Origin of the sequence: Amnibacterium sp., assembly GCF_036559085.1 — a bacterium.
Taxonomy (GTDB): domain Bacteria; phylum Actinomycetota; class Actinomycetes; order Actinomycetales; family Microbacteriaceae; genus Amnibacterium.
Window position 1 is genome coordinate 31,565 of record NZ_DATBTU010000012.1, and the last position, 22,317, is coordinate 53,881.

Here is a 22,317-nt window from a genome sequence, read left to right on the forward strand (position 1 = left end):
CCGCCCCTACGCTGAGCGCATGACCGCGCTGGCGCAGGCGCCCACGATCCGACGTCGCGTGGTGGCGGCCTGGGCCGCATGGGACTGGGGCGGGGCGGCGTTCAACGCCGTGATCACGACCTTCGTGTTCACCGTCTACCTGACCGGCGACCGGTTCGTCGCCTCGAGCGCCCCGCACGGCTCCACTGCGTTCCAGTCCGCGAAGTCGGCGCTGTCGAGCGGCCTGGGGCTCGGCCTCGCGATCGCGGGCATCGTCGTCGCCGTGCTCGCGCCCGTGCTGGGCCAGCGGGCGGATGCGACCGGTCGCCGCCGCCGCGGGGTGGGCCTCGGCACGGCTGTGGTCGTCGTCGCGATGCTCGCCATGTCGCTCGTCGCCGCGGAGCCGGGCTGGTTCGTCCCGGGCGTCGTGCTGGTCTGCGTCGGCACCGTCGCCTACGAGATCGCGAGCGTCAACTACAACGCGATGCTCCTCACGATCTCCACGCCACGCACGATCGGGCGCGTGAGCGCCGTCGGCTGGGCGTCCGGCTACCTCGGCGGCATCGTGCTGCTGCTCGTCCTCTACGCGACCCTCATCCCGCAGGGCCCGCAGCTGCTCGGCGTGACCGACGACGGCGGGCTCGACATCCGGATCTGCGCGCTGGTCTGCGCCGTGTGGACCGCGGTGTTCGCCGTCCCGGTGCTGCTCGCGGTGCCCGACTCGCCGCCGGCCGCAGGGCTGCCGCGACGCGGGGTGCTCGCCGCCTACCGCAAGCTCCTCAGCGACGTCGCCGTGCTGTGGCGCACCGACCGCAACCTGCTCCGCTTCCTCGTCGCCAGCGCCGTCTTCCGCGACGGGCTCACCGGCGTCTTCACCTTCGGCGCCGTGATCGCCTCGACCGTGTTCGGCTTCGGCTTCGGTCAGGTGCTGATCTTCGGTGTCGCCGCGAACGTCGTCGCGGGGCTGTCGACCCTGCTGTCCGGCCGGTTCGACGACCGCTTCGGTCCGAAGCCGGTCATCCTCGTGTCCCTGGTCGGCCTCGTCGTGGCGGGCCTCGCCGTGTTCGTGGCGCGCGACGCCGGCACGATCGCCTTCTGGATCGGCGGCCTGGTGCTCTGCTGCTTCGTGGGGCCCGCGCAATCGGCCAGTCGATCGCTGCTGGGCCGCCTGGCGCCGGTGAGCCGGGAGGGCGAGCTGTTCGGGCTCTACGCGACCACGGGCCGCGTGGCGACCTTCCTGGCGCCCGCGCTGTTCGCGCTCTTCATCCAGGTGACCGGCGACCGGTCGTTCGGGATCCTCGGCATCGTGCTCGTGCTCGCCGTGGGGCTCGTGCTGCTGATCCCCGTGCGGGGCGCGCGCGCGACCTGACGGCCGCCCCGGCTCAGGAGGCGGCGAGCGCCGCGAGCAGCACGAGCACGGCCGCCGCGCCCCCGACGATGAGCTGCGGGGTCCACGGCTTCGGCAGCGGCCGATCGGCGGCGCGCTGGCGCAAGGCGGTGAGGCCGGCGCCCGCGAGCATCGCGCCGATGACCTCGGGCAGCCCCTGGCCGCGGGAGATGACGAGGATGAGCAGCAGGTTCACGCCGATCATCACGAGGAACCGGTTGCGCACCTGGGCCTCGGGCCAGACGAGCACGAGCACGGCGGCGAACACGCCGAACAGGGGCCCGAAGAGCCCGTAGGCGGCCTGCCCCGAGAGGAGCGCGGCCGCGGAGCCCACGAGCGTCGAGGCGATCAGCAGCTCGACGAAGGGCCGGCGCCCGAGCATCCGCTCGGCCTGCGGCGCGGACAGGAACCAGAACGCGCTCTGGAGCACGAAGGAGAGGATGACGCTGATGTCGAGCGCGGCGGGCGAGGCGAGCGGCGCCGTGATGAACCGCCAGAGCTGCCAGCCGGTGCCGGGCAGCGCCGCGAGCCAGATCACGGGCAGGTCCCCCGTGAAGAACCCGGCGAGCCAGACCGCGACGGAGGCGCCGAGCACGCCGATGCTGACCGGCGCGCCCGTGGCCGTCAGCCACGACGGCGCCGCCATCGGCAGGGACCGCGCCCGGGCACGGGAGCGGCGGGTGCGTGCCGCCTTCGGCGGCGGGCCGCCGACCGGCTGCCACGAGACGCGGCCGCCCTCCTCCGCCACGCAGGGCGCGCAGCGGACGCCACCGGCGCCCGGGATCTGGCACTCGGGGCAGATGGTGCGACCGCAGCGGGCGCAGAGCGTCCAGCTGTGCCGGTCACGGTGCCGGTAGCAGACGGAGGGGTCGACCTCGAGGTCGGTGCGCTCGGTGGTCACAAGTCAGGGATTCTGCCTGGTGTGGGCGGATCCCGCGACCCGGCGCGTCGGGCGACTCACCAACCGAGGGTCCCCGGCGCTCCCTTGAAGGGGCCGACGACCCGCGAGGTGATCCAGCCGCCGTAGAAGTCGCCGTCCTGCGGCTGTACGGTCTCGCCTGCGACCTCGCACGAGTCCATCCGCGCCGGGTAGACCGCGACGCGGTCGGCGAGCGCCTCGTAGCCGGGCGCCGGGGACGGGTAGTACCAGACCGCACCCGCCTCGGCGCGGTCCCCGGCGGCGATGGAGAGGTAGCGGGCAGCGCCCTTGAACTCGCAGAAGCTCGCGCCGGGGGCGGGCACGAGGTCGGCGTGCACCTCGTCGCGCCGCACGTAGTACACGGGCGGGTGGCTCGTCTCGAGCACACGGACGGCGTCGGTCGTGTCGACGACCGTCTCCCCGCCGAGCCGGATGCGGATGCGGTCCGTGGTCGCCTCGACCCGCGGCGGCCGCGGGTAGTCCCAGACCGACTCCTGGCCCGGGCCGGGCTCGACCCGCTGCACGCTGCGCATCTCCCCATTGTGCGCGCGGTCGGCAGCGCCGCTGCGCGTCAGGAGAGCGCCACCCCGCCGATCGCCAGCATCGTCACGAGGAACCCGGCGCCGTAGTTGATCGCGAGGAAGCGCCGCCACCCCCGGTTGGCCTCCTCGGCGTGGGCGTCGTCGATGCGGAGGAACGGCGCGCACATCGCGAGGTACGGCAGGGCGACGGCCGCGGCGAGCGACGTCGGCCATCCGGAGCATGCGGCGAGCACCCCTGCGGCGGCGTAGAGGGCGAACGCGATGAGCACCGTCGCGCGGGCCCCGAAGACGGTCGCGATGGAGCCGATGCCGCCCGCCCGGTCGGCGGGGATGTCCTGCACCGCCCCGAACGCGTGGCTCGCCATCCCCCAGCAGAAGAACGCGACGAGCAGCAGCACGGTCCGGGCGTCCGGGGCGTGCCCGGCGAGGGCGACCGCGTAGACGGCGGGGCTGACGAAGTGCGTGCTCGAGGTGATCGAGTCGAGCACCGGGCGCTCCTTGAAGCGGAGCCGGGGCGCGCTGTACGCGACGACCGCGAACACCGAGATGGCGAGCACGAGCCATGAGGCGGGACCGCCGAGGAGCACGAGCGCGACGAGGAAGGGCACGTTCGTGGCGGCGACCGCGATCAGGATCGGGCGGTGATACCGCGGGTCGAGCACCGCGCCCTCGACGCCGCCCTTGCGCGGGTTGCGCAGATCCGACTCGTAGTCGAAGACGTCGTTGATCCCGTACATCGCCAGGTTGTACGGGATGAGGAAGTAGAGGGTGCCGACGACGAGCGGCAGGAGCGCCACGGGCTGCTGCAGCAGCAGGAGCGCGAGCGCGAACGGATAGGCCGTGTTGACCCAGGAGAGGGGGCGGGATGCGGTCAGCAGCTGGCGGAGCACGTCACGCCCGTCCGCGGGGCCGCAGCAGCCACCAGAGCGCCGGGAGGGCGAGGCCGGCGGCGAGCGGGTAGGCGAAGTCCTCGATCGGCGCCGCCCCGATGCGGAGCCCGAGGATGCGGGAGCCGTCGTAGCCGACGATGCCCGTAGCGACGATCACGGAGTCGAAGACCGCGGTGGCGACGAGCAGCACTCCCACCGCCGCGAAGGCGGACAGCAGCACGACGCGGCCCGCACGGACGAGCACGACGAGTGACACCGCGGCGACCGGGATCAGCACGCCGAGGGCGAGCAGCGCGTAGGTGGTCACGGGCGAGCCCTCGCGGTGAGCAGCCGCGCCGCGAACGTGGCGGCCTCCATCGCGGTCAGGCAGAGCAGCACGAGGAAGAAGACCTCCTCGAGCGGCAGGTTCCGGCCGAGGTCCACGCCGACCAGCAGCGCGTGGTTCCCCTCGAAGAAGATGCCGAGCCGGATGCCCGCGAGGTCCCAGAGCAGGAACCCCGCGACGCCCACCGCGAGCACCGCGAGCGCGCGGAGCGGGGCGGCGAACACGAAGAGGCGCAGCCGTGCGTCGAGGACGAGCAGCCCGGCGATCGAGACGCAGAGGGCCGCCAGGTAGAGCCCGTTCATGCGGTGGGGACGGGCGCCGGCACCGGCTCGGGCAGCGGACCGGCCGTGGTGTCGCCGCGGAGCCGCTTCAGCACGAGCTCGGCGCTGATCACACACATCGGCAGGCCGATCCCGGGGATCGTCGACCCGCCCGCGAAGAGCAGCCCGTCGACCCGGCGGCTCACGTTGCCCGCGCGGAACAGCGCGCTCTGGCCGAGTGTGTGCGCCGGCCCGAGCGCGGTGCCCTGCCAGGCGGCGAGGTCCTCGGCGAAGTCCGCCGGCCCGATGGTGCGGCGCACCTCGATGCGCTCCCGGAGATCGGGGATGTCGAGCCACTGCGCGATCTGGTCGATGGCACCGTCGGCGATCCGCTCCACCTCGGCCGAGCCCGTGCCGTCGACGCCGCCGCGGCCGATCGCCGGATCGGGCGTCATCGGCACCAGCACGAAGAGGTTCTCGTGGTCCGGCGGCGCGACGTCGTCGGTCGCGCTCGGCCGGCAGACGTAGATCGAGAGCTGCTCGGGCAGCGGCGGGACGGGCGCCCCGCGCTTCGGCATCACCGCGGCGAAGTTCGCGTCCCAGTCCTTCGTGAACAGCAGCGTGTGGTGCAGCAGCTCCGGCAGCGCCCCGCGGACGCCGAGCAGGACCAGCACCGCGCTCGGGCCGGGCGTGCGGCGACGCCACCAGTCGGCGTCGTAGGTGCGGAGCGCCTGCGGCAGCAGGCGGCGCTCGGCCGCCTCCAGGTCCATGGCGGCGACGACCACGTCGGCCGGCACGACGTCGCCGTCCTCGGTGCGCACCCCGGTCACCCGCGGCTTCGCACCGACCGCGCCATCCGTGAGGATGCGGTCCGCGGCGGTGCCCGTGCGGATCCGCACGCCCCGCTCCTCCGCCTGCCGCCGCACCGCGTCGATCAGCGCGGTGATGCCGCCCTTGGGGTACAGGACCCCCCCTTCGAAGTCGAGCGTGCTCATCAGGTGGTACATACCCGGAGTGGCATAGGGCGAGCTCCCGAGGAACACGGCCGGGTACTGCAGGATCTGCGCGAGCCGCGGATCCTTGAAGCGGCGGGTCACGTACCGGTGCAGCGAGAGCGCGAGCATCGGGACGAGCCGCGGCAGCCCCGTGAGGACCTCCCGGGTGGCGAGCGGTTTCAGGTCGGCGAACGTCGTGTAGAGGAAGAACCGCTTCGCCGTCTCGTACACCCACGCGGCGGAGTCGAGGTAGGCGTCGAGGCGCTTGCCGGCGCCGGGCTCGAGCGACTCCGCCACGGCGAGGTTGCGCTCGCGGTCCCCGAGCACGTCGACCACCTCGGCGGGCCGCCCGCCCTCGGGCTCGAACACCACGCGGTACCCGGGGTCCAGCTTCGTCAGCTCCAGCTGCTCGTCGGCGCTGGTGCCGAGCAGCTTGAAGAAGTGGTCGAACACCTCCGGCATCAGGTACCAGGACGGCCCGGTCTCGAAGCGGTAGCCGTCGGTGTCCCACTCCCCCGCCCGGCCGCCGACGGCGTCGCGAGCCTCGAGCAGCGTGACCTCGTAGCCCTCCTCCGCGAGCAGCGCGGCGGTCGCGAGCCCGCTGATCCCGCCGCCGATCACGACGGCCCGCTGGCCGGTCATCGCTTCCTCGGCAGGCGGTCGACGACGGCGAGCGCCGCGAGGCGCAGCTTCACGAGGTCGGGCACCCGCACCCGCGTGGTGCGCAGCCGCTCGGCCGGCGTCCGGCGGATCCGCTCGGCGAGCTCGGCGAAGAGCGCGTGCGCGAGCGCCACGGCCCGCCGGGGCCCGCGGGGCAGCAGCGGCAGGGTCGCCGCAGCGGCGTCGAGGTCCGCGTCGATGTCGTCGAGGATCGCGGCCTTGGCCGCCTCGTCGAGCTCGGCCGGCTCGACTCCCGGGAAGTACGCGCGCCCGAGGCCGCCGGAGTCGGCGGCCAGATCGCGAAGGAAGTTGACCTTCTGGAACGCCGCCCCCAGCCGTCGGGCGCCGGCCTCGAGCGTCGGCCGGTTCTCCGGAGAGGGTGGCGGTCCCTCAGCGAGGAACGCCTGGAGGCACATGAGCCCGACGACCTCCGCGGAGCCGTAGACGTAGGTCGCGAACGACTCGGGCGTGTGGGTCGCGTGGTCGAGATCCATCCGCATCGAGGTGAAGAACGGCCGCACGATCTCCTCGCGGATGTCGACGGCCCGCGCCGTCGACGCGAACGCCTGCACCACGAGGTTGGTGGAGTAGCCGGTCGCCATCGCCCGGTAGGTGTCGACCTCCAGCGCGTCGAGCGCCGCGGCGACCTCGTCGGGCCCGAGGCCGGACTCGGCGGCGACGCCGTCGACCACCTCGTCGGCGAGCCGGACCAGGGCGTACACGTCACGGATGTGGCGCCGCGTGGTCGGGCGGAGCATGCGGGTCGCGAGCCCGAACGAGGTCGAGTACTCGGCGATGACGACGGCCGAGGACCGCCAGGCGGCGCGCTCGTAGCGCTTCAAGGCACCCGCGACCACGGCTCAGTCGACCTTCCGCGCCGGGACTAGTCTCGACGTCAGCGCAGCGCGATGCCCCCGCAGGGGGGCGCCGCCGCTGGTCACGGAGCCAAGGGTACAGCGGAGCGAACAGTGGACCATCCCGAGCTGGTCGTCCTGCTCGCCGACGACGGGACCCCCATCGGCACGGCCGACAAGGCCACGGTGCACAGCGCGGAGACGCCCCTGCACCTCGCCTTCAGCTGCCACGTCTCGGACGACGAGGGCCGCCTGCTCGTCACGCGTCGCGCCATCGGCAAGCGCACCTGGCCCGGCGTGTGGACGAACTCGTTCTGCGGGCATCCCGCGCCGGGCGAGCGGATGGAGGAGGCCGTCGGCCGCCGCGCCCTCGAGGAGCTCGGCATCACGGTCTCGGCGCTCGAGCTCGCCGTGCCCGACTTCCGGTACATCGCCACGGATGCTGCGGGCATCGTGGAGAACGAGATCTGCCCGGTGTACACCGCGACGACGCAGGACGACGTGCTGCCCGACCCCGACGAGGTGATGGAGTTCCGCTGGGCGGACCCGGTGCGGCTCGCCGAGGCGGTCACGGCGACCCCGTGGGCCTTCAGCCCGTGGTTGACCCTGCAGCTCCCCGCGCTGGCCGCCGCCGCCCGCTAGGAGTGGCCCTCATGCGAGGGCACGTCCGTGCGGTGGAAGTTGAGGTACGACCGGGACGCCGTCGGGCCGCGCTGCCCCTGGTACCGCGACGCGTACTCCCCCGACCCGTAGGGGCGCATCGCCGGCGAGCTGAGCCGGAAGAAGCAGAGCTGCCCGATCTTCATCCCCGGCCAGAGCTTGATCGGCAGCGTCGCGACGTTCGAGAGCTCGAGGGTGATGTGGCCCGTGAACCCGGGATCGACGAACCCGGCCGTCGAGTGGGTGAGCAGCCCGAGCCGGCCGAGCGAGCTCTTGCCCTCGAGCCGCGCCGCGATGTCGTCGGGCAGCGTCACCTGCTCGTACGTCGACCCGAGGACGAACTCCCCCGGATGCAGGATGAACGGCTCGTCCCCCCGCGTCTCCACCAGCCGCGTCAGTTCGGGCTGGTGCTCGGCCGGGTCGATGACCGCGTACTTGTGGTTGTCGAACAGGCGGAAGAGCCGGTCGAGCCGGACGTCGAAGCTCGACGGCTGCAGCAGCGCCGGATCGTACGGGTCCAGCACGACGCGCCCCTGGTCGAGCTCCGAAAGGATGTCGCGGTCCGACAGCAGCACGGGCACGACCCTAGCAACGCGTCGGGACGGCCCGTCCGGTACCATCGGGACCCGGCGCCGATGCGGCGTCATGCGGGCGTAGTTCAATGGCAGAACTCCAGCTTCCCAAGCTGGTAGTGCGGGTTCGATTCCCGTCGCCCGCTCCACCTCCTCTCCCCGGGATCTCCTCCCCCGGACGCTCAGCCGCGGGAGGCCCGCCAGGTCCACGCGCCACCCTCGGCGACCGTCACCGCGATGCTGAGATGCGCCCCGTCGGCGCCGAACGCCTCGCAGGTGAAGCGCCCCGGGGTGCGCGGGTCGACCGTCGCCGGGCACGTGACGTCGCTCAGCCGAACGCCCTGCGTCGCCGCCTGGTTGATCACCGTGGAACGCAGCGCCGGGATCCGAGCCTCGTGCTGCAGCCCGAGCAGCACCGGGGCCAGCAGCACGAGCTCCACCAGCACCGCCAGCGCGCCGCCGACACCGAGCAGGATGCCGGCGATCGCCCGGCCCTCGCCCGAGCCGCCGAACCGTGTGCCGCGGACGAGCCCGACCACGCCGAGCACGACCGCGAGGATCGACGGGATCAGCAGGAGGTTCACGACGAGCGACGCGATCCCGAGCACCAGCGCCGCCGTCGCGGCGCCGTTCCGCGGCAGGGTGACGAGCGGCGCGATGGCACCCGGCTCCACGGCGGTCCCGGTGGCCGGGGGAGCGAAGCGCATGCCGGTGCCCTTCACGTGCTGGGTCCACTCCGACCCGTCCCAGAAGCGGGTCGCCGACGTGCCGCGCGGGTCCGGGTACCACCCGGCGGCCCTCGGCGCGATATCGAGACGCGTCATGCGGTGCTGATGCCTCTCCGGTCAGGCGGAACACGTCCATGGTGGTCAGCGGCGGCGCGTCGTCGCGTCCCCCAGTTCGGGCCTGGTGAAGCATCAGGAAACCCTCAACGCTCGCTTGCATCCTTGGCGCCGTATCGGCGCCGGATGGGAGCAATCCGTACGGTCCCAGGTATCCGAACACCACCGTGCACGGCACGTCCCGTGCACTGAAGGAGGCAACCACCCATGTCCACCACCGCGGGCCCGGCCCGGAGTACCCGCTTCGGCGCCTCGCCCAACCGCATCGTCGCGACCCTCTTCGGCGCGGTCTACGCGCTCGTCGGCCTGCTCGGCTTCTTCTGGACCTCGGGCGTCCCGTTCGCGGGCCCGGGCGACGGCTCCAGCAACCTCATCCTCGGCATCTTCGAGGTGAACCCGCTGCACAACGTCGCCCACCTGCTGATCGGCATCGCGCTGCTCATCGCGGGCACGGCGAACGCGCCGGCGGCGAAGGCCGCGAACACCACGGTCGGGGCGGTCTACCTGATCCTCGGCATCTTCGGGTTCTTCCTCGCGGCGAACCACGACTCGGCGCTGAACTTCCTGTCGCTGAACACGCCCGACCACTTCCTGCACCTCGCCACCGCGATCGTCCTGCTCGCCGTCGGCCTCGGCGCCGACCGCCGCACCGCTCCCGCCGAGCGCATGGCCGCGGCCTGAGCGCCGGACGAGGGGAGCCTTCGATGACGACGATGGTCCGCACCTGGCTCGGCTTCGCCGCGCTCGGCGCCGGGCTCGTGCACCTCGCCGTCGCCGCCGGGGCTCCCCTCGTCGCCACCCTGCTGCTCGCTGCGATCGGGGCGCTCGAGGTCACGTGGGCCGTGATCGCCCTGGCCCGCGAGCACGTCCCGGTACCGCGGCTCGCCCTCGCCGGCGCCGTCCTCGCGGTCGCCGCATGGATCGTGGTGCTGTTCCTCGGTGCAGGGGCGATGTCGCACATGGCCGGCATGTCGTCGGGCGTCGCGATCGCGCTGCCCGCTCTGCCCATGCTCGGCGCCGCGGCGCTCGATCTGGCCTGCGCCGCCTCGCTCGCCGTCGTCGTCCGGCGCGGCCGGCCCGCGGTCGTCCGCCAGCCCGGCGTCTGGTCCTACCTCGGCGGCGTCGTCGCAGGCGCGGCCGTCGTCGCAGGCATCACGTCGGCGTGCCTCGGCGCCACCCCGGTCGGTGCGCTCGCCATGCAGGGCATGGACATGGGGCACTAGGCCGGCGCGACGCCTGCAGCGGACGCCTCTGCCGCCGCCCTCGCGGCCGCCCGCCGCTCACCCATCCACCGGCGCACGTCGGCGTCGACGATGACGTCGCCGGGCACCAGCGGCCGGGTGAGGTACAGCCCCTCGAGGCTCGTCAGCCGGCTGAGCGCCACGTAGGTCTGCCCCGGGCTGAAGGCCTTGCGCCCGAGGTCGATCCGCGCCGCGTCGAAGGTCTTGCCCTGCGACTTGTGGATCGTGACGGCCCAGCCGAGCCGCACCGGCAGCTGCCGGAACTCGGCCACGACCTCGCGCTTCAGCTCCTTCGACCCGGGGGAGTAGGCGTAGCGGTGCCGCTCCCAGCTCACCGGATCCACGTCGTGCTCGACGCCGTCGATCTCGACGCTGAGGTGGAACTGCCGCATCCGCGACACCACGCCCATCGACCCGTTCACCCAGCGCCCGTCGGCGTCGTTGCGCAGCATCATCACGTGCGCGCCGACCTTCAGCCGCAGCTCCTCGTCCGCCGGGTAGGCGCGGCCGCCGAAGTCGCCCTCCACCTCGGCGAGGCTCAGCGCCTCCTTGCCCGGCAGCCGGGCGAGGGCGGCCGCGTTGATCGCGGCGACGGTGTCGTTGCGGCTGGCGAGCGTGAGCGGCGGATCCGCCGGGACCGGCCGGGCACCCATCCCGTTCAGGCGCGCGGCCATCTCGGCGGTCACCCGGCCGTGCCGCACCGCGGTGAGCAACGAGCGGAACTCCTCGTCGCGCTGCCGGTGGATGAGGTCGAGCTCGACGATGCCGAGCTCCGTCTCCTCCCACACCTTCGCGTCGAAGAACCACATCGAGCGGTAGACGTCCGTGTAGTACGCCCGCTCCTCGGCGCTGCCCGGCACCGGCGCGAGCTGGTACGGGTCACCGAACAGCACGACCTGCACCCCGCCGAACGGCTCCTGCCGCGCGCGGGCCAGCCGCAGGCTGCGGTCGACCGCGTCGAGCAGGTCGGCGCTCACCATCGACACCTCGTCGATGATCAGCACGTCGATCGCGGACAGCAGCCGCTGCAGCGCACGGTCCTGGACGAGCGGCGCGGGACCGATGAGGCCGATCGGGAGCTTGAACAGCGAGTGGATGGTCTGCCCGCCGACGTTCAGCGCGGCGACGCCGGTCGGCGCGCACACCGCGACCCGCCGGCTCGACGACGCCACGATGTGCTCGAGCAGGGTGGACTTGCCGGTGCCGGCGCGCCCGGTGACGAGCAGGTGCCCGCGGTCCTCCGTGACGGCCTCGGCGACGCGGCGCTGCTTCTCGGTGAGCTCGAGCTCGGCTCCCGCGGTGCTGACGGCGCTCACGCCCGGGTCCGCCCCAGCCGCGCGAGCATCTCGTTGTAGGCGTTCAGGTCGGCGTCGCCGTTCCGGTCGGCCGCGCGATCCGATCGGCGGCTCTCCCGGTCGTCGCTCCGCGCCCAGCTGACCGCCACGGCGATCGCGAGCGCCACCGTGGGGATCTCGCCGACGCCCCACGCGATGCCGCCGCCGGTCTGCTGGTCGGCGAGCGCGCTCGTGCCCCAGCCCATCGCCCCGTACCAGTCCGCCAGCAGCAGGCCCTGCCCCTGGATGAGCGAGAGCCCGAAGAAGGCGTGGAACGCCATCGTCGCGAGCAGCACGAGGAGGCGGAACGGGTACGCGATCCGGACGGGGGAGGGATCGACACCGATCAGGGACTGCACGAAGAGGTAGCCCGTGACGAGGAAGTGCGCGGTCATCCACTCGTGCCCGACGTGGTCGGTCGTCGCCCAGCTGAACAGCGGCGTGTAGTAGAAGACGAGCAACGATCCGGCGAACAGGACCCCGGCGACCACCGGGTTGGTGAGCACGGCGGACACCCGTGAGTGCACGAGGATCAGCAGCCACTCCCGCACGCCCCTGGTGCCGTCCGTGCGCTTGCGCACCGCCCGCAGCGCCAGGGTGATCGGCGCAGCCGGCACGAGCAGCAGCGGCACGAGCATCGTGAGCGTCATGTGCAGCATCATGTGCGCGCTGAACAGGACCTGCTCGTAGGTGTTCAGGCCACCGTTCGTGAGCCAGGCGAGCACGAGCACGCCGAGGGTCCAGACGATCGAGCGGTGGATGGGCCACCGGTCGCCGCGCCGACGCAGGCGGATCACGCCGGCGGCGTAGGCGATCAGCATGGTCGCGCAGATCAGGATCCAGAGCAGGTCGGGACGCCACTGCTCCACCAGCTGGACCGCGCTCAGCGGGGGCGGCAGCGGGCGGCCGGTGAGGATCTCGGCGGGTGTGGTGAGGGGCCTCACCGGTAGGTCGGGCGGCGCGGAGAGGCTGAGCGCCGCGGCGAACCCGGAGGCGACCCCGAGCACGACGATCTCCCCGGCGACGACGCCGAAGAACACCCGGGGTCCGCGGTCGCCGCCGAGTCGGGGGATCAGGACGAGCCGGTACAGCGCGCCGAAGGCGCCGGCGGCGAGCAGCGCGAGCGACTTCACGACGATCAGCGCGCCGTAAGGCGTCAGCAGCGCACCCCAGCCGCCCAGACGGATCGCCGCCGAGACGATGCCGGTGAGGGCGACCACCCCGTAGCAGACGAGCGCGACGGTCGAGTAGCGGCTGACGAGGGCGACGAGCCGCCCCCCTCGGGAGCGGCTGCCCAGGAGCACGACCGCGATGAGACCGCCCAGCCACACCGCCGCGAAGACGATGTGCAGCCCGAAGGCGGTGATCGCGGTCTCGTGGTCCCCCGGCGCCGAGGCCGCGTGGCCCTGCAGCGCCATCGGGATCAGGGCCGCGACGGACGCCACGGCGAGCAGCGCCACCCCGGTGTGGGAGCGGATCGCGATGGCGAGCACGGTGATCAGCGCCGCGGCGAGTGTGGTGGCGAGCCACGACTGCCCGAGGGCGATCGAGGAGAGGTAGTAGAGCACCTGGGGGCCGAACCGCGGATCCGAGACGGGCACGAGGAACGTGTCGATGAAGGCCAGGACGCCGGCGGACCCGGCCGTCACGGTCCAGACGGCCGCGGCGGCCGCGGCGATGTCCAGGGCGCGGTTCCAGCGCGGATCGGCGGGGGAGAGCGCGAAGGCCGCGATCACCAGGGTGCCCACCGTCACCGAGACGGAGAGGTTGACGAGCAGCAGCACGACCGGCAGGCCGTAGCGCACCGCCGCACCGGGGTCGTAGCCGCCCGCGGGCTGCGCGGCGCCACCGATCGCGAGCGCGACGATGAGCGCCGCGAGCGCGGCGACGACGAGGAGGGCCGGCGAGGCGACCCGCGCGGCGCGGTTCATCGCCCTCAGGGTACGCCGGGGCTCCGACGCGGCTGCGCGAGCCCGGATGCACGAAGCGCCCACCACCCGCGGGATGCGGGGATGGGCGCTTCGACGGCCGGACTACTTGACGGCGGCCTTGAGCTTGCTGCCGGCGCTGATCTTGACGCCCTTGCTCGCGGCGATCTCGATCGGCTCACCGGTCTGCGGGTTGCGGCCCGTGCGAGCGGCACGGGAGGTCTGCTCGACGGCGAGCCACCCCGGGATCGTGACCTTGGTGCCGTCGGCGACGGACTTCGCGAGGGTGGAGAAGAGCGCGTCGAGCACGCCGTTCACCGCTCCCTGGCTCTGCCCCGACTCCTGGGCGACTGCAGCGACGAGGTCGGTGCGGTTGAGCGATGCCATATGTGTGTCCTCCCTGCGGACGGTTCGGCCGCAGAAAACACGGCGGCTGGGTACTGAACGTCTGTCGATCCGCGGCGGGTCGGCCGCGGGCCGGACAGCAAGTTACCAGGAAGACTTCGTGATACCAGGCAATTCGCCGCGATGGGCCATGTCGCGGAAGCGCACACGGGAGATCCCGAACAGACGGAGGTTGCCACGGGGGCGCCCGTCGATCGCGTCGCGGTTGCGCAGGCGCACCGGCGACGCGTTGCGCGGGAGCTTCTGGAGGCCCAGGCGGGCGGCCTCGCGCTGCTCGTCGCTCGACGTCGGGTCGACCAGGGCCTTCTTCAACTCGGCCCGCTTGGTCTGGTAGCGCTCGACCACCACTGCGCGCTGCTGGTTGCGCGCGATCTTGCTCTTCTTCGCCATGTCAGCGCTCCTCGCGGAAATCGACGTGCTTGCGGACGACCGGGTCGTACTTCTTCAGCACGAGCCGGTCGGGATTGTTGCGACGGTTCTTGCGCGTCACGTAGGTGTAGCCGGTGCCCGCCGTGGAGCGGAGCTTGATGATCGGGCGGATGTCCTGCTGCCTGGCCATCAGATCTTCTCCCCGCGGGCGAGGATCTCACCGACGACGGACTCGATGCCGCGCACGTCGATCACCTTGATGCCCTTGGCGGACACGTTCAGGGTGACGCTCCGCCGCAGCGACGGCACGAAGTAGGTCTTCTTCTGGATGTTCACGTCGAACCGGCGCTTGTTGCGCCGATGCGAGTGCGAGATGGTGTTGCCGAAGCCGGGGCCGGCTCCGGTCACCTGGCACACTGCGGCCATGGCTCCTCCTCCTACCGTGGGCAGGCGCTGAAGCACCGACCCACCCAAGATCACTTGTCTGCGGACGGACCGGGTGGCGCCGTCCACTGCCGCGATGCGGCCGACGGATGAGCCTACACGACCTCGCACGCCGAGGCGGCCGCCGCGCATCGCTCGCAGGTGCCGAACACGTCCACGACGTGCTGCGGGTCGCGGAACCCGTTGCGCGCCGCGACGTCAGCGGCCCACTCCTCGATCGCATCCGCCTCGATCTCGACGGTCCGCCCGCAGGAGCGGCAGATGAGGTGGTGGTGGTGCCCCTGGGACACGCAGGCCCGGTAGAGGTTCTCCCCGTCGCCGGACTGCAGGGAGTCGGCGTCGCCATCGACCGCGAGGTCCGCGAGCGCCCGGTAGACGGTGGCGAGCCCGATGGGGGAGCCGGTCGCCTTCAACGCCGTGTGGAGGTCCTGCGCGCTGACGAAGCCCTCCCGCTCGCTCAGCGCATCCCGCACCGCCGCGCGCTGCCAGGTCTGCCGCCTCACGGCCGGAAGCCTACGTCCGCGCGGCGCGGGCCGCGCCGCCCGATCAGGCGGCAGATCAGGTAGATCGCGAACGAGATCGTCGTCACGTAGGGGCTGATCGGGATCGCCGCGCCCAGGGCGAGCAGGATGCCGCCCACGATCGAGACGACCGCGAACGCCATGCTCAGCAGGCTGACCGCGAGCGGACCGGAGGCGACCCGGAGCGCGGCCGCGGCGGGCGTCACGAGCAGGGCGAGCACGAGCAGCGCCCCGACGACCTGCACCGCGATCGAGACCGTGAGCGCCAGCAGCACCATGAACACCAGCGACAGCGTGCGCACGGGTACGCCGCGGGCGGTGGCCACGTCCTCGTCCACGCTGGCGAAGAGCAGAGGGCGCCAGATCAGCAGCAGCGCGACCAGGACGACGCCCGCCACGACGGCGAGGGTGACGACCTGGGGGGTGTCGACGGACACCACCTGGCCGGTGAGGAGGCCGAATCGGTTCGCGCTGCGGCCGGGGTAGAGGGACAGGAAGAGGATGCCGAGGCCCAGGCCGAACGGCATCAGCACGCCGATCACCGAGTTGCGCTCGCGAGCCCTGGTACCGAGCAGCCCGACCAGCAGCGCCGCGATCAGCGAGCCGACGATGGAGCCGGTCACGACGTCCGCGCCGATCAGCAGGGCCGCCGCGGCGCCGGCGAAGGAGAGCTCGCTGATGCCGTGCACGGCGAACGGCAGGTCCCTGGCCATCACGAAGAAGCCGATGAGGCCGCCGACGAGGCCGAGCAGGGCGCCGGCGATGAGGGAATGGGAGACCAGTGCGAGCAGGGCGCCGTAGTCGCTGAAGTCGAAGAGGGTGCTCATCCGCGCTCCCCGGCGTGCTCGTGCTCCTCGTGACCGGCGCCGACGACGACGATCCGGTCGTGCACGCGGACCACGTCGATGTGCGTGCGGTACAGCTCGGAGAGCACCTCGGAGGTAAGCACCTCCTGCGGCATCCCGACACGAAAGCGGCCGTTGACCAGGTAAAGCACCCGGTCGACGAGGTCGAGCACCGGGTTCACGTCGTGGGTGACGAAGAGCACCGCCGCGTCCCGCCCCCGGCGGTGCCGGTCGATCAGGGCGCTGACGGCGGCCTGGTTCGCGAGGTCGAGGGAGATCAGCGGCTCGTCGCAGAGCAGCAGGGGCGGGTCGTCGGCGATGGCCTGGCCGACCCGGAGCCGCTGCTGCTCGCCGCCGGACAGCAGCGCCGCCGGGCGCCCGGCGAACTCCGCCGCACCGACGGCGTCGACGAGCTCGGCCGTGCGCTCCCGGGTGGCGCGACGGGGGAGCGGGAAGCCGAACCGGCCGCCGTCCACGCCGAAGCGAACGAGGTCGGAGCCGCGCACCGGGGTGGAGGCGTCGAGCAGGCGCTGCTGCGGCACGTAGCCGATGCGGCGGTTCCCGCGCCGCGGTGGGGCGCCCAGCACGGTGAGGCTGCCCGCGCTGAGCGGCTGCAGCCCGAGGACGGCCTTGATGAGCGTCGTCTTGCCTGACCCGTTGGGGCCGAGCACCGCGAGGAACTCCCCGGGGGCGATGTCGAGGGTGAGGCCCTGCCAGAGCGTGCGGCCGCCGAAGCCCAGGGCGGCGTCCTGGAAGGAGACGGCCGGGGTCATCGCCGCACCGCCGTGGCAACGGCGGCGAGTTCCCCATGGAACATGCGCGCGAAGGACTCACCTTGCGGCAGCGTCTCGCCGAATCCGACGACGGGCAGGCCCGCCGCCTTCGCCGCGGCCACCACCTGATCGGTGACGGGATCCTCCGTCTGGCTGTTCATCGCGAGCAGCGCGACGCGGGGCGAGCGGACCAGCGCCAGCTGCGCCTGCAGCAGCGCCGGCGGCACGTCCCGGCCGTCGTCGACCGCCGCGCTGAAGCCGCGGGGGGTCAGATCCACCAGCCCGCAGGCGGCGGTGAGGTACAGCGGGACCGGCTCCGTGATGGCGACACCGCGTCCCTCGGCCGTGCTCCGGATCGTCGACTCCTCCCCCTGCAAGCGGCCCAGCTCCCCGTGGAACGTCGCGAGCGCCGTGGCGTAGTCCGCGCGATGGCCGGGATCCGCCCTGATCAGCGCTGTGTTCACGGCATCGGCGACGCGCCGGACGGTCGGCAGGTCGAACCAGACGTGCTCGTTGAAGTCCTGCGCACCTGCATCGCGCCCGGACAGCCGGACCGCGTCGAGCACGACGGGTGCGTGCGCGGCCGAGGCCAGCCGGCGCATGAAGTCGTCGTACCCGCCCCCGTTCTCGACGACGATCGCCGCGCGCGACACCGCGAGCTGATCGCGCACGCTCGCCTGGAACTCGTGCGGATCCCGCGACGGGTCGCCGATGAGGGACGTCACGGCGACGTGACCCGCTCCGACCGCCTCGACGACGCTCCCCCAGACGTCCGTCGACGCGACGACGGCCACCCGGTCATCCGTGGTGGCGCCCGACGAGGCCGTGCAGCCGGCGAGCAGCGTCGCTGCGACGAGCGCGCCGGCGGCCGCAGCGACGCGTCGCCGTTCCGTCCTCATAGGGCGAACCTACGGCCAGATGAGAACGATTGTCAAAATCAGCCAGGACGGATCCTCCGGCGCGACAACCGGTGGCTGCGCGGCCGGTTTCGAGGTCAGTCCAGCAGGAGCGCCGGCTCCTCCAGGACGCTGGCGACATCGGCGAGGAAGCGGCTCGCCACGTCGCCGTCGACGACGCGGTGATCGAAGCTCGCGCCGACGGTGGTGACGTACCGGGGCACGACCTCCCCGTCGACCACCCAGGGCTTCTGCCGGATTGTGCCGAGCGCGACGATCGCCACCTCGCCGGGATTCAGGATCGGTGTGCCGGTGTCCATCCCGTAGCTGCCGAGGTTCGTGATGGTGATCGTGCCGTCGGCCATGTCGACTGGCTGGGTCTTGCCGTCCCTGGCCGTCACCACGAGGTGCTCGAGCGCGCCCGCGAGATTCCGCATCGAGAGCGCCTGGGCGTCCTTGACGTTCGGCACGATGAGCCCCCGCGGGGTCGCCGCGGCGATGCCGAGGTTGACGTAGTGGTGGACCACGATCTCCGCGTCGGTCCACGTCGAGTTCACGCTGGGGTTGCGGCGCACGGCCCAGATGACGGCGCGCGCCATCACGAGCAGCGGGGAGATCCGCACCGAGGAGAAGTCGGGCGACGCCTTCAGTCGGCGCACGTACTCCATGGTCCGGGTCGCGTCGACATCGACGAAGACGCTCACGTGCGGTGCCGTGAAGGCGCTCGTCACCATCGCGGTCGCGATCGCCTTGCGCATGCCTTTCACGGGGATCCGCTCGTCACGGGTGTCGGGCCACGCCGGCGTCTCGATGTTCCGGAAGACGCTGACCTGCTCCTTGCTCCGCATCACGTCCTCCCGGGTGACCTCGCCGGAGCGACCGGTGGGCACGACGCCGGCGAGGTCGACCCCGAGGTCCTTCGCCAGCTTGCGGATGGGCGGCTTCGCGGGTGCGGCGACGGCCCGGCGCACCGGTGGCGGGGGAGCGCCGGTGCCGCGCCGGTTGCTGCGGCGGCTCTGCGCGTGCACGTCCGTGCCGTAGCCGACGAGCACGGCGCCGGACTGCTGCGGCTCCGGGTGCTCGTTCACCTCGACCTCGGTGGGCAGCGCCGCCTGGGCGGGCGTCATCAGCGGTCCGCTCAGCTGCTCGGTGCCCGCGGCGGCGACCGCGACGATCGGGGTGCCGACCGCGACGGTGTCCCCCTCGGCGACCAGCAGGGCGTCCACCCGTCCGGCATACGGCGACGGCAGCTCGACCAGCGACTTGGCGGTCTCGATCTCGACGATCACCTGGTTCACGGAGACGTGGTCGCCGGGCGCGACCTTCCAGGAGACGATCTCCGCCTCGGTGAGGCCTTCGCCGACGTCCGGCAGCGCGAAGCGAGAGATGGACATGACGCCTTCCTAGTACGCCAGCGTGCGATCGACCGCGTCGAGCACGCGGTCCGCGTCGGGGAGGTAGAGCTTCTCGAGTTTCGCAGGCGGATACGGCACGTCGAAGGCCCCCACGCGGATCACCGGCGCCTCCAGCGAGTAGAACGCGCGCTCCTGGATGGTCGCCGCGATCTCGGCGCCGATCCCGAGGAACGTCGGCGCCTCGTGGGCGACGACCGCCCGGCCGGTCTTCTCGACCGAGCCGAGGATGGGACCCCAGTCGATCGGCGACAGGGAGCGCACGTCGACGACCTCGAGGCTGCGGCCCTCGCCCGCGGCGATCTCGGCGGCGGCCAGCAGCACGCTCACCATCGGCCCGTAGCCGATGAGGGTCGCGTCCGTCCCCGGGCGCACGACGCGGGACACGTGCAGGTCGACCGACGGTGCGGCCAGGTCGACCTCGCCCTTCGGCCAGTAGCGGCTCTTCGGCTCGAAGAACATCACCGGGTCGTTCGACGCGATGGCCTGCTGGATCATCCAGTAGCCGTCGTTCGGGTTCGAGGGGGTGACGACGCGGAGGCCGGGGGTGTGCGCGAAGTAGGTCTCGGGGCTCTCGGAGTGGTGCTCGATGGAGCCGATGTGGCCGCCGTACGGCACACGGATCACGATCGGGAACGACTGGGTCCCCTCGAGCCGGTTCGTGAGCTTGGCGAGCTGCGAGGTGATCTGGTCGAAGCCGGGGTAGATGAACCCGTCGAACTGGATCTCGCAGACGGGCCGGTAGCCCCGAAGGGCGAGCCCGATGGCCGCCCCGACGATGCCGGACTCGGCGAGCGGGGTGTCGAGCACCCGCTCCTCGCCGAAGGTCGACAGCAGCCCGTCGGTGACGCGGAAGACGCCGCCGAGCCGGCCGATGTCCTCACCCATCAGCAGGACCTTCGGGTCGTCCTCCATGGCGCGGCGCAGGCCGGCGTTCAGGGCGCGGGCGAGCGGCAGCTGCTGCGTCATGCGCCCTCCCCGTACGACGCCTCGTAGTCGGCCAGCCAGGCCTGCTGGGCGGCGACGTCGGGGTTCGGCTCGCTGTAGACGTGGTCGAAGATCAGGGAGCGGGGCGGATCCTGCAGCGCGAGCACCTGCGTGCGCAGCTCGGAGGCCAGCTCGGCGGCCTCGGCGTCGACGGCCTCGAAGACCTCGGGGCCGGCGCCGCGGCTCTCGAGGTGCCGGCGCATCCGCAGGATGGGGTCGCGCGCGGTCCACTCGGCGAGCTCCTGCTCGGTGCGGTACCGCGTGGGGTCGTCCGCGGTCGTGTGGGCACCGACCCGGTAGGTGAGGGCCTCGATGAGCGCGGGCCCGTTGCCCGCGCGGGCGTCGTCGAGCAGGGCGCCGGTGACGGCGAGCACGGCGAGCACGTCGTTGCCGTCCACCTGCACGCCGGGCATCCCGAAGCCGGCGGCACGGCGGTAGAGCGGCGTGCGGGACTGGCGGGAGACCGGGACGGAGATCGCCCAGTGGTTGTTCTGCAGGAAGAAGACCTGCGGCGTCTGGTAGCTCGCCGCGAAGACGAACGCCTCGTTCGTGTCGCCCTGCGCCGTGGCGCCGTCGCCGAAGTAGACGAGGACCGCCTCGTCCGTCTCGGGGCTCCCCGTCGCGGTCGCCTTGTCGAACTGCACGCCCATGGCGTAGCCCGTGGCGTGCAGCGTCTGCGAGCCGATCACGAGCGTGTACTGGCGGAAGTTGCCGTGCTCCTTGGGATCCCAGCCGCTGTGCGTGAGCCCGCGCATCATCCGCACCAGGTCGACCGGCGCGATGCCGCGCACCATCGCCACACCGTGCTCCCGGTAGGCCGGGAAGATCGAGTCCTGGCTGCGCGCCGCGCGGCCGGAACCGATCTGGGCCGCCTCCTGGCCGTAGCTCGGCGCCCAGAGCGCGAGGTGCCCCTGCCGCTGCAGGTTGGCGGCCTCGACGTCCACCGCGCGGGTGCGCACCATGTCGCGCAGAAGCCCCAGCAGGTCGTCCTCACCGAGCGCGAGCGCACGCTCCGCGTAGGGCTCGGCCGCCTCGGTCGGTGCGACGACTCCGTCGTCCCCGATGATGCGGACGGTGGGATCGGTCGACGCCACGCCACTCCTCGCCCCGGAGCACGCGCTGCCCCGGAATCGCCTCGGCCCTGACGGCCCCGGCCTACAGTACCGACGGCGTCAGGCCGTCGCCTGTCGGGATCCGACAACCTCCTGGGCCGCGAGCAGCAGATCCTCCACGGATTCCTGCTCGCCGATGCTCACGCGGATGCCCTCGCCGGCGAACTCCCGGACGCTGAGCCCGCGGCGGTGGAAGGCGTCGGCCGCCCGCCCGGTGTCGCCGGGGACGGGCAGCCAGACGAAGTTGCCCCAGGGGCGCGGGACCGGCCAGCCCTGGTCGACGAGCGCCCGCCAGACGACGTCCCGCCGCTCGGCGATGGCCGCGACGCGCTCGAGCAGGGCGTCCTCGTGGTCGAGCGAGACGAGCGCCGCCAGCTGCGCCGGCTCGGTCACGGAGAGCGGGATCGCGGTCGACCTGGCCCCGGCGAGCACCGCGGGGTCGCCGACCGCATAGCCGATGCGGAGCGCGGCGAGGCCCCACGCCTTCGAGAAGGTCCGCAGCACCACGACGTTGCGCAGCCGCCCCTCGCGCTGGGCCGCGACGACCGCCTCGCCGTCCGCGCCGCCGCTGCCGATCGCGAACTCCCGGTAGGCCTCGTCGAGCAGCACGAGCACGTCGCCGGGGACCGCCGCGAGCAGCCGGTCGAAGCCGGCGGCCGGGACGACGGCGCCGGTCGGGTTGTTCGGCGAGCACACGATCACGACGCGGGTCCGCTCGGTGACCGCCGCGATCATCCCGTCGATGTCGTGGCCGCCGTCCGCGTCGTTCGGCACCCGGACGCTGGTCGCCCCGGCGACGGTGACGAGGCCCGGGTAGGCCTCGAAGCCGCGCCAGCTGTAGAGCACCTCGTCGCCCGGGCCGGCGGCGGCCTGGATGAACTGGGCGAGCAGCGAGACGGAGCCCGCCGCCACGTGGATGGCCGCCGGATCGACGCCGTGCCGGGCCGCGAGCCGCTCCCGCAGCGCCACAGCCGCGCCGTCCGGGTACCGGTTCAGCGCGGTCGCCGCGGCGACCCGCTCGGCCACCTGCGGCAGGGGCGGGAAGGGGTTCTCGTTCGAGGAGAGCTTGAACCCTCCCTCCGGCGGCACGCGGCCCTGCCGGTAGGCCGCGAGCGCCGCGATCTCGGGCCGGAGCCGCACGGGCGGGAGGGTGGTCATGGATCAA

27 protein-coding genes and 1 tRNA gene are annotated in these 22,317 nt (G+C 72.8%); 5 read left to right on the forward strand and 23 right to left on the reverse strand.

The annotated features are described in order from the left end of the window. The first annotated feature begins 19 nt into the window (after nucleotides 1-19). Nucleotides 20-1,348 carry an MFS transporter gene (locus VIG76_RS01770; protein ID WP_331950410.1) on the forward strand — a complete coding sequence of 443 codons (1,329 nt, stop codon included), beginning with the start codon at nucleotides 20-22 and terminating at the stop codon, nucleotides 1,346-1,348. 13 nt (nucleotides 1,349-1,361) lie between these two features. Here the strand turns inward: VIG76_RS01770 and VIG76_RS01775 are convergent, their stop codons facing one another. From VIG76_RS01775 to VIG76_RS01805, 7 genes are read right to left on the reverse strand one after another with little or no spacing between them, the layout of a single operon-like run. After that, entirely contained in the window at nucleotides 1,362-2,267 is a 906-nt protein-coding gene (locus tag VIG76_RS01775; RefSeq protein ID WP_331950412.1) for a rhomboid family intramembrane serine protease, read from the reverse strand. Between the two features lie 56 nt (nucleotides 2,268-2,323). After that, the gene (locus tag VIG76_RS01780) at nucleotides 2,324-2,818 is read right to left on the reverse strand and encodes a DUF427 domain-containing protein (protein ID WP_331950414.1); all 495 of its coding nucleotides are present in this window, start codon (nucleotides 2,816-2,818) and stop codon (nucleotides 2,324-2,326) included. A gap of 38 nt (nucleotides 2,819-2,856) precedes the next feature. Further along, nucleotides 2,857-3,717 (reverse strand): prenyltransferase, encoded by an 861-nt coding sequence (locus VIG76_RS01785; RefSeq protein WP_331950416.1) that lies wholly within the window; start codon nucleotides 3,715-3,717, stop codon nucleotides 2,857-2,859. 1 nt (nucleotide 3,718) lies between these two features. Then, nucleotides 3,719-4,024, reverse strand: a complete 306-nt coding sequence (locus VIG76_RS01790) for a lycopene cyclase domain-containing protein (RefSeq protein WP_331950418.1) — start codon at nucleotides 4,022-4,024, stop codon at nucleotides 3,719-3,721. Beyond that, the gene (locus tag VIG76_RS01795; protein WP_331950420.1) at nucleotides 4,021-4,344 is read right to left on the reverse strand and encodes a lycopene cyclase domain-containing protein; all 324 of its coding nucleotides are present in this window, start codon (nucleotides 4,342-4,344) and stop codon (nucleotides 4,021-4,023) included. Before VIG76_RS01795 ends, VIG76_RS01790 begins: the two co-directional genes overlap by 4 nt. Beyond that, a complete protein-coding gene (gene crtI, locus VIG76_RS01800) occupies nucleotides 4,341-5,939 on the reverse strand; it encodes a phytoene desaturase family protein (RefSeq protein WP_331950422.1) in 1,599 nt (532 codons plus the stop codon). The genes VIG76_RS01795 and crtI overlap by 4 nt, the downstream gene beginning before the upstream one ends. Continuing rightward, nucleotides 5,936-6,814, reverse strand: coding sequence for a phytoene/squalene synthase family protein (locus tag VIG76_RS01805; protein ID WP_331950424.1), 879 nt, complete (start codon nucleotides 6,812-6,814; stop codon nucleotides 5,936-5,938). Before VIG76_RS01805 ends, crtI begins: the two co-directional genes overlap by 4 nt. A gap of 111 nt (nucleotides 6,815-6,925) precedes the next feature. Here VIG76_RS01805 and idi point away from each other — a divergent pair, with 111 nt between their 5' ends. Beyond that, nucleotides 6,926-7,453 carry an isopentenyl-diphosphate Delta-isomerase gene (gene idi, locus VIG76_RS01810; protein WP_331950426.1) on the forward strand — a complete coding sequence of 176 codons (528 nt, stop codon included), beginning with the start codon at nucleotides 6,926-6,928 and terminating at the stop codon, nucleotides 7,451-7,453. On the opposite strand, the gene dcd is transcribed toward idi, so the two are convergent. Continuing rightward, nucleotides 7,450-8,046, reverse strand: a complete 597-nt coding sequence (gene dcd / locus VIG76_RS01815; protein ID WP_331950428.1) for a dCTP deaminase — start codon at nucleotides 8,044-8,046, stop codon at nucleotides 7,450-7,452. The two genes, idi and dcd, sit on opposite strands and share 4 nt — an antisense overlap. Before the next feature lie 72 nt (nucleotides 8,047-8,118). Here dcd and VIG76_RS01820 point away from each other — a divergent pair. Then, nucleotides 8,119-8,192, forward strand: a tRNA-Gly gene (locus VIG76_RS01820). Nucleotides 8,193-8,225: 33 nt separating this feature from the next. Here VIG76_RS01820 and VIG76_RS01825 read toward each other — a convergent pair. Beyond that, nucleotides 8,226-8,867, reverse strand: coding sequence for a DUF2510 domain-containing protein (locus tag VIG76_RS01825; protein ID WP_331950430.1), 642 nt, complete (start codon nucleotides 8,865-8,867; stop codon nucleotides 8,226-8,228). A gap of 225 nt (nucleotides 8,868-9,092) precedes the next feature. On the opposite strand from VIG76_RS01825, the gene VIG76_RS01830 reads away from it, so the two are divergent. Both VIG76_RS01830 and VIG76_RS01835 read left to right on the forward strand, forming a co-directional pair. Then, nucleotides 9,093-9,566, forward strand: coding sequence for a DUF4383 domain-containing protein (locus VIG76_RS01830; RefSeq protein WP_331950432.1), 474 nt, complete (start codon nucleotides 9,093-9,095; stop codon nucleotides 9,564-9,566). A 23-nt stretch (nucleotides 9,567-9,589) separates the two neighbouring features. Further along, the gene (locus VIG76_RS01835; protein WP_331950434.1) at nucleotides 9,590-10,108 is read left to right on the forward strand and encodes a hypothetical protein; all 519 of its coding nucleotides are present in this window, start codon (nucleotides 9,590-9,592) and stop codon (nucleotides 10,106-10,108) included. Here VIG76_RS01835 and VIG76_RS01840 read toward each other — a convergent pair. The 14 genes from VIG76_RS01840 to VIG76_RS01905 form a co-directional block, all read right to left on the reverse strand. Next, the gene (locus tag VIG76_RS01840; protein ID WP_331950436.1) at nucleotides 10,105-11,442 is read right to left on the reverse strand and encodes an ATP-dependent DNA helicase; all 1,338 of its coding nucleotides are present in this window, start codon (nucleotides 11,440-11,442) and stop codon (nucleotides 10,105-10,107) included. The genes VIG76_RS01835 and VIG76_RS01840 overlap by 4 nt on opposite strands. Continuing rightward, nucleotides 11,439-13,391, reverse strand: a complete 1,953-nt coding sequence (locus VIG76_RS01845) for a bifunctional copper resistance protein CopD/cytochrome c oxidase assembly protein (protein WP_331950438.1) — start codon at nucleotides 13,389-13,391, stop codon at nucleotides 11,439-11,441. The genes VIG76_RS01840 and VIG76_RS01845 overlap by 4 nt, the downstream gene beginning before the upstream one ends. Nucleotides 13,392-13,493: 102 nt before the next feature. Then, nucleotides 13,494-13,775, reverse strand: coding sequence for an HU family DNA-binding protein (locus tag VIG76_RS01850; RefSeq protein WP_331950440.1), 282 nt, complete (start codon nucleotides 13,773-13,775; stop codon nucleotides 13,494-13,496). Between the two features lie 102 nt (nucleotides 13,776-13,877). Then, a complete protein-coding gene (rpsN, locus tag VIG76_RS01855; RefSeq protein ID WP_331950442.1) occupies nucleotides 13,878-14,183 on the reverse strand; it encodes a 30S ribosomal protein S14 in 306 nt (101 codons plus the stop codon). Nucleotide 14,184: 1 nt separating this feature from the next. Further along, the gene (gene rpmG / locus VIG76_RS01860) at nucleotides 14,185-14,352 is read right to left on the reverse strand and encodes a 50S ribosomal protein L33 (RefSeq protein ID WP_414640596.1); all 168 of its coding nucleotides are present in this window, start codon (nucleotides 14,350-14,352) and stop codon (nucleotides 14,185-14,187) included. Continuing rightward, nucleotides 14,352-14,588 (reverse strand): 50S ribosomal protein L28, encoded by a 237-nt coding sequence (rpmB, locus tag VIG76_RS01865; protein WP_331950444.1) that lies wholly within the window; start codon nucleotides 14,586-14,588, stop codon nucleotides 14,352-14,354. Before rpmB ends, rpmG begins: the two co-directional genes overlap by 1 nt. A 113-nt stretch (nucleotides 14,589-14,701) precedes the next feature. After that, complete coding sequence (locus tag VIG76_RS01870; protein WP_331950446.1) at nucleotides 14,702-15,109, reverse strand: Fur family transcriptional regulator; 408 nt, start codon at nucleotides 15,107-15,109, stop codon at nucleotides 14,702-14,704. After that, a complete protein-coding gene (locus VIG76_RS01875) occupies nucleotides 15,106-15,954 on the reverse strand; it encodes a metal ABC transporter permease (RefSeq protein ID WP_331950448.1) in 849 nt (282 codons plus the stop codon). The genes VIG76_RS01870 and VIG76_RS01875 overlap by 4 nt, the downstream gene beginning before the upstream one ends. Then, nucleotides 15,951-16,745 carry a metal ABC transporter ATP-binding protein gene (locus VIG76_RS01880; RefSeq protein WP_331950450.1) on the reverse strand — a complete coding sequence of 265 codons (795 nt, stop codon included), beginning with the start codon at nucleotides 16,743-16,745 and terminating at the stop codon, nucleotides 15,951-15,953. Before VIG76_RS01880 ends, VIG76_RS01875 begins: the two co-directional genes overlap by 4 nt. Continuing rightward, a complete protein-coding gene (locus tag VIG76_RS01885; RefSeq protein WP_331950453.1) occupies nucleotides 16,742-17,644 on the reverse strand; it encodes a metal ABC transporter solute-binding protein, Zn/Mn family in 903 nt (300 codons plus the stop codon). Before VIG76_RS01885 ends, VIG76_RS01880 begins: the two co-directional genes overlap by 4 nt. A gap of 95 nt (nucleotides 17,645-17,739) precedes the next feature. Then, on the reverse strand, nucleotides 17,740-19,035 hold the full coding sequence (locus tag VIG76_RS01890) for a dihydrolipoamide acetyltransferase family protein (RefSeq protein ID WP_331950455.1): 1,296 nt from the start codon (nucleotides 19,033-19,035) through the stop codon (nucleotides 17,740-17,742). A gap of 9 nt (nucleotides 19,036-19,044) precedes the next feature. Continuing rightward, nucleotides 19,045-20,022: an alpha-ketoacid dehydrogenase subunit beta gene (locus VIG76_RS01895; RefSeq protein WP_331950457.1), complete on the reverse strand. Its 978-nt coding sequence runs from the start codon at nucleotides 20,020-20,022 to the stop codon at nucleotides 19,045-19,047. Beyond that, the gene (locus tag VIG76_RS01900; protein WP_331950459.1) at nucleotides 20,019-21,134 is read right to left on the reverse strand and encodes a thiamine pyrophosphate-dependent enzyme; all 1,116 of its coding nucleotides are present in this window, start codon (nucleotides 21,132-21,134) and stop codon (nucleotides 20,019-20,021) included. The genes VIG76_RS01895 and VIG76_RS01900 overlap by 4 nt, the downstream gene beginning before the upstream one ends. Before the next feature lie 78 nt (nucleotides 21,135-21,212). Continuing rightward, nucleotides 21,213-22,310, reverse strand: a complete 1,098-nt coding sequence (locus tag VIG76_RS01905; RefSeq protein WP_331950461.1) for a histidinol-phosphate transaminase — start codon at nucleotides 22,308-22,310, stop codon at nucleotides 21,213-21,215. Nucleotides 22,311-22,317 lie beyond the last annotated feature (7 nt).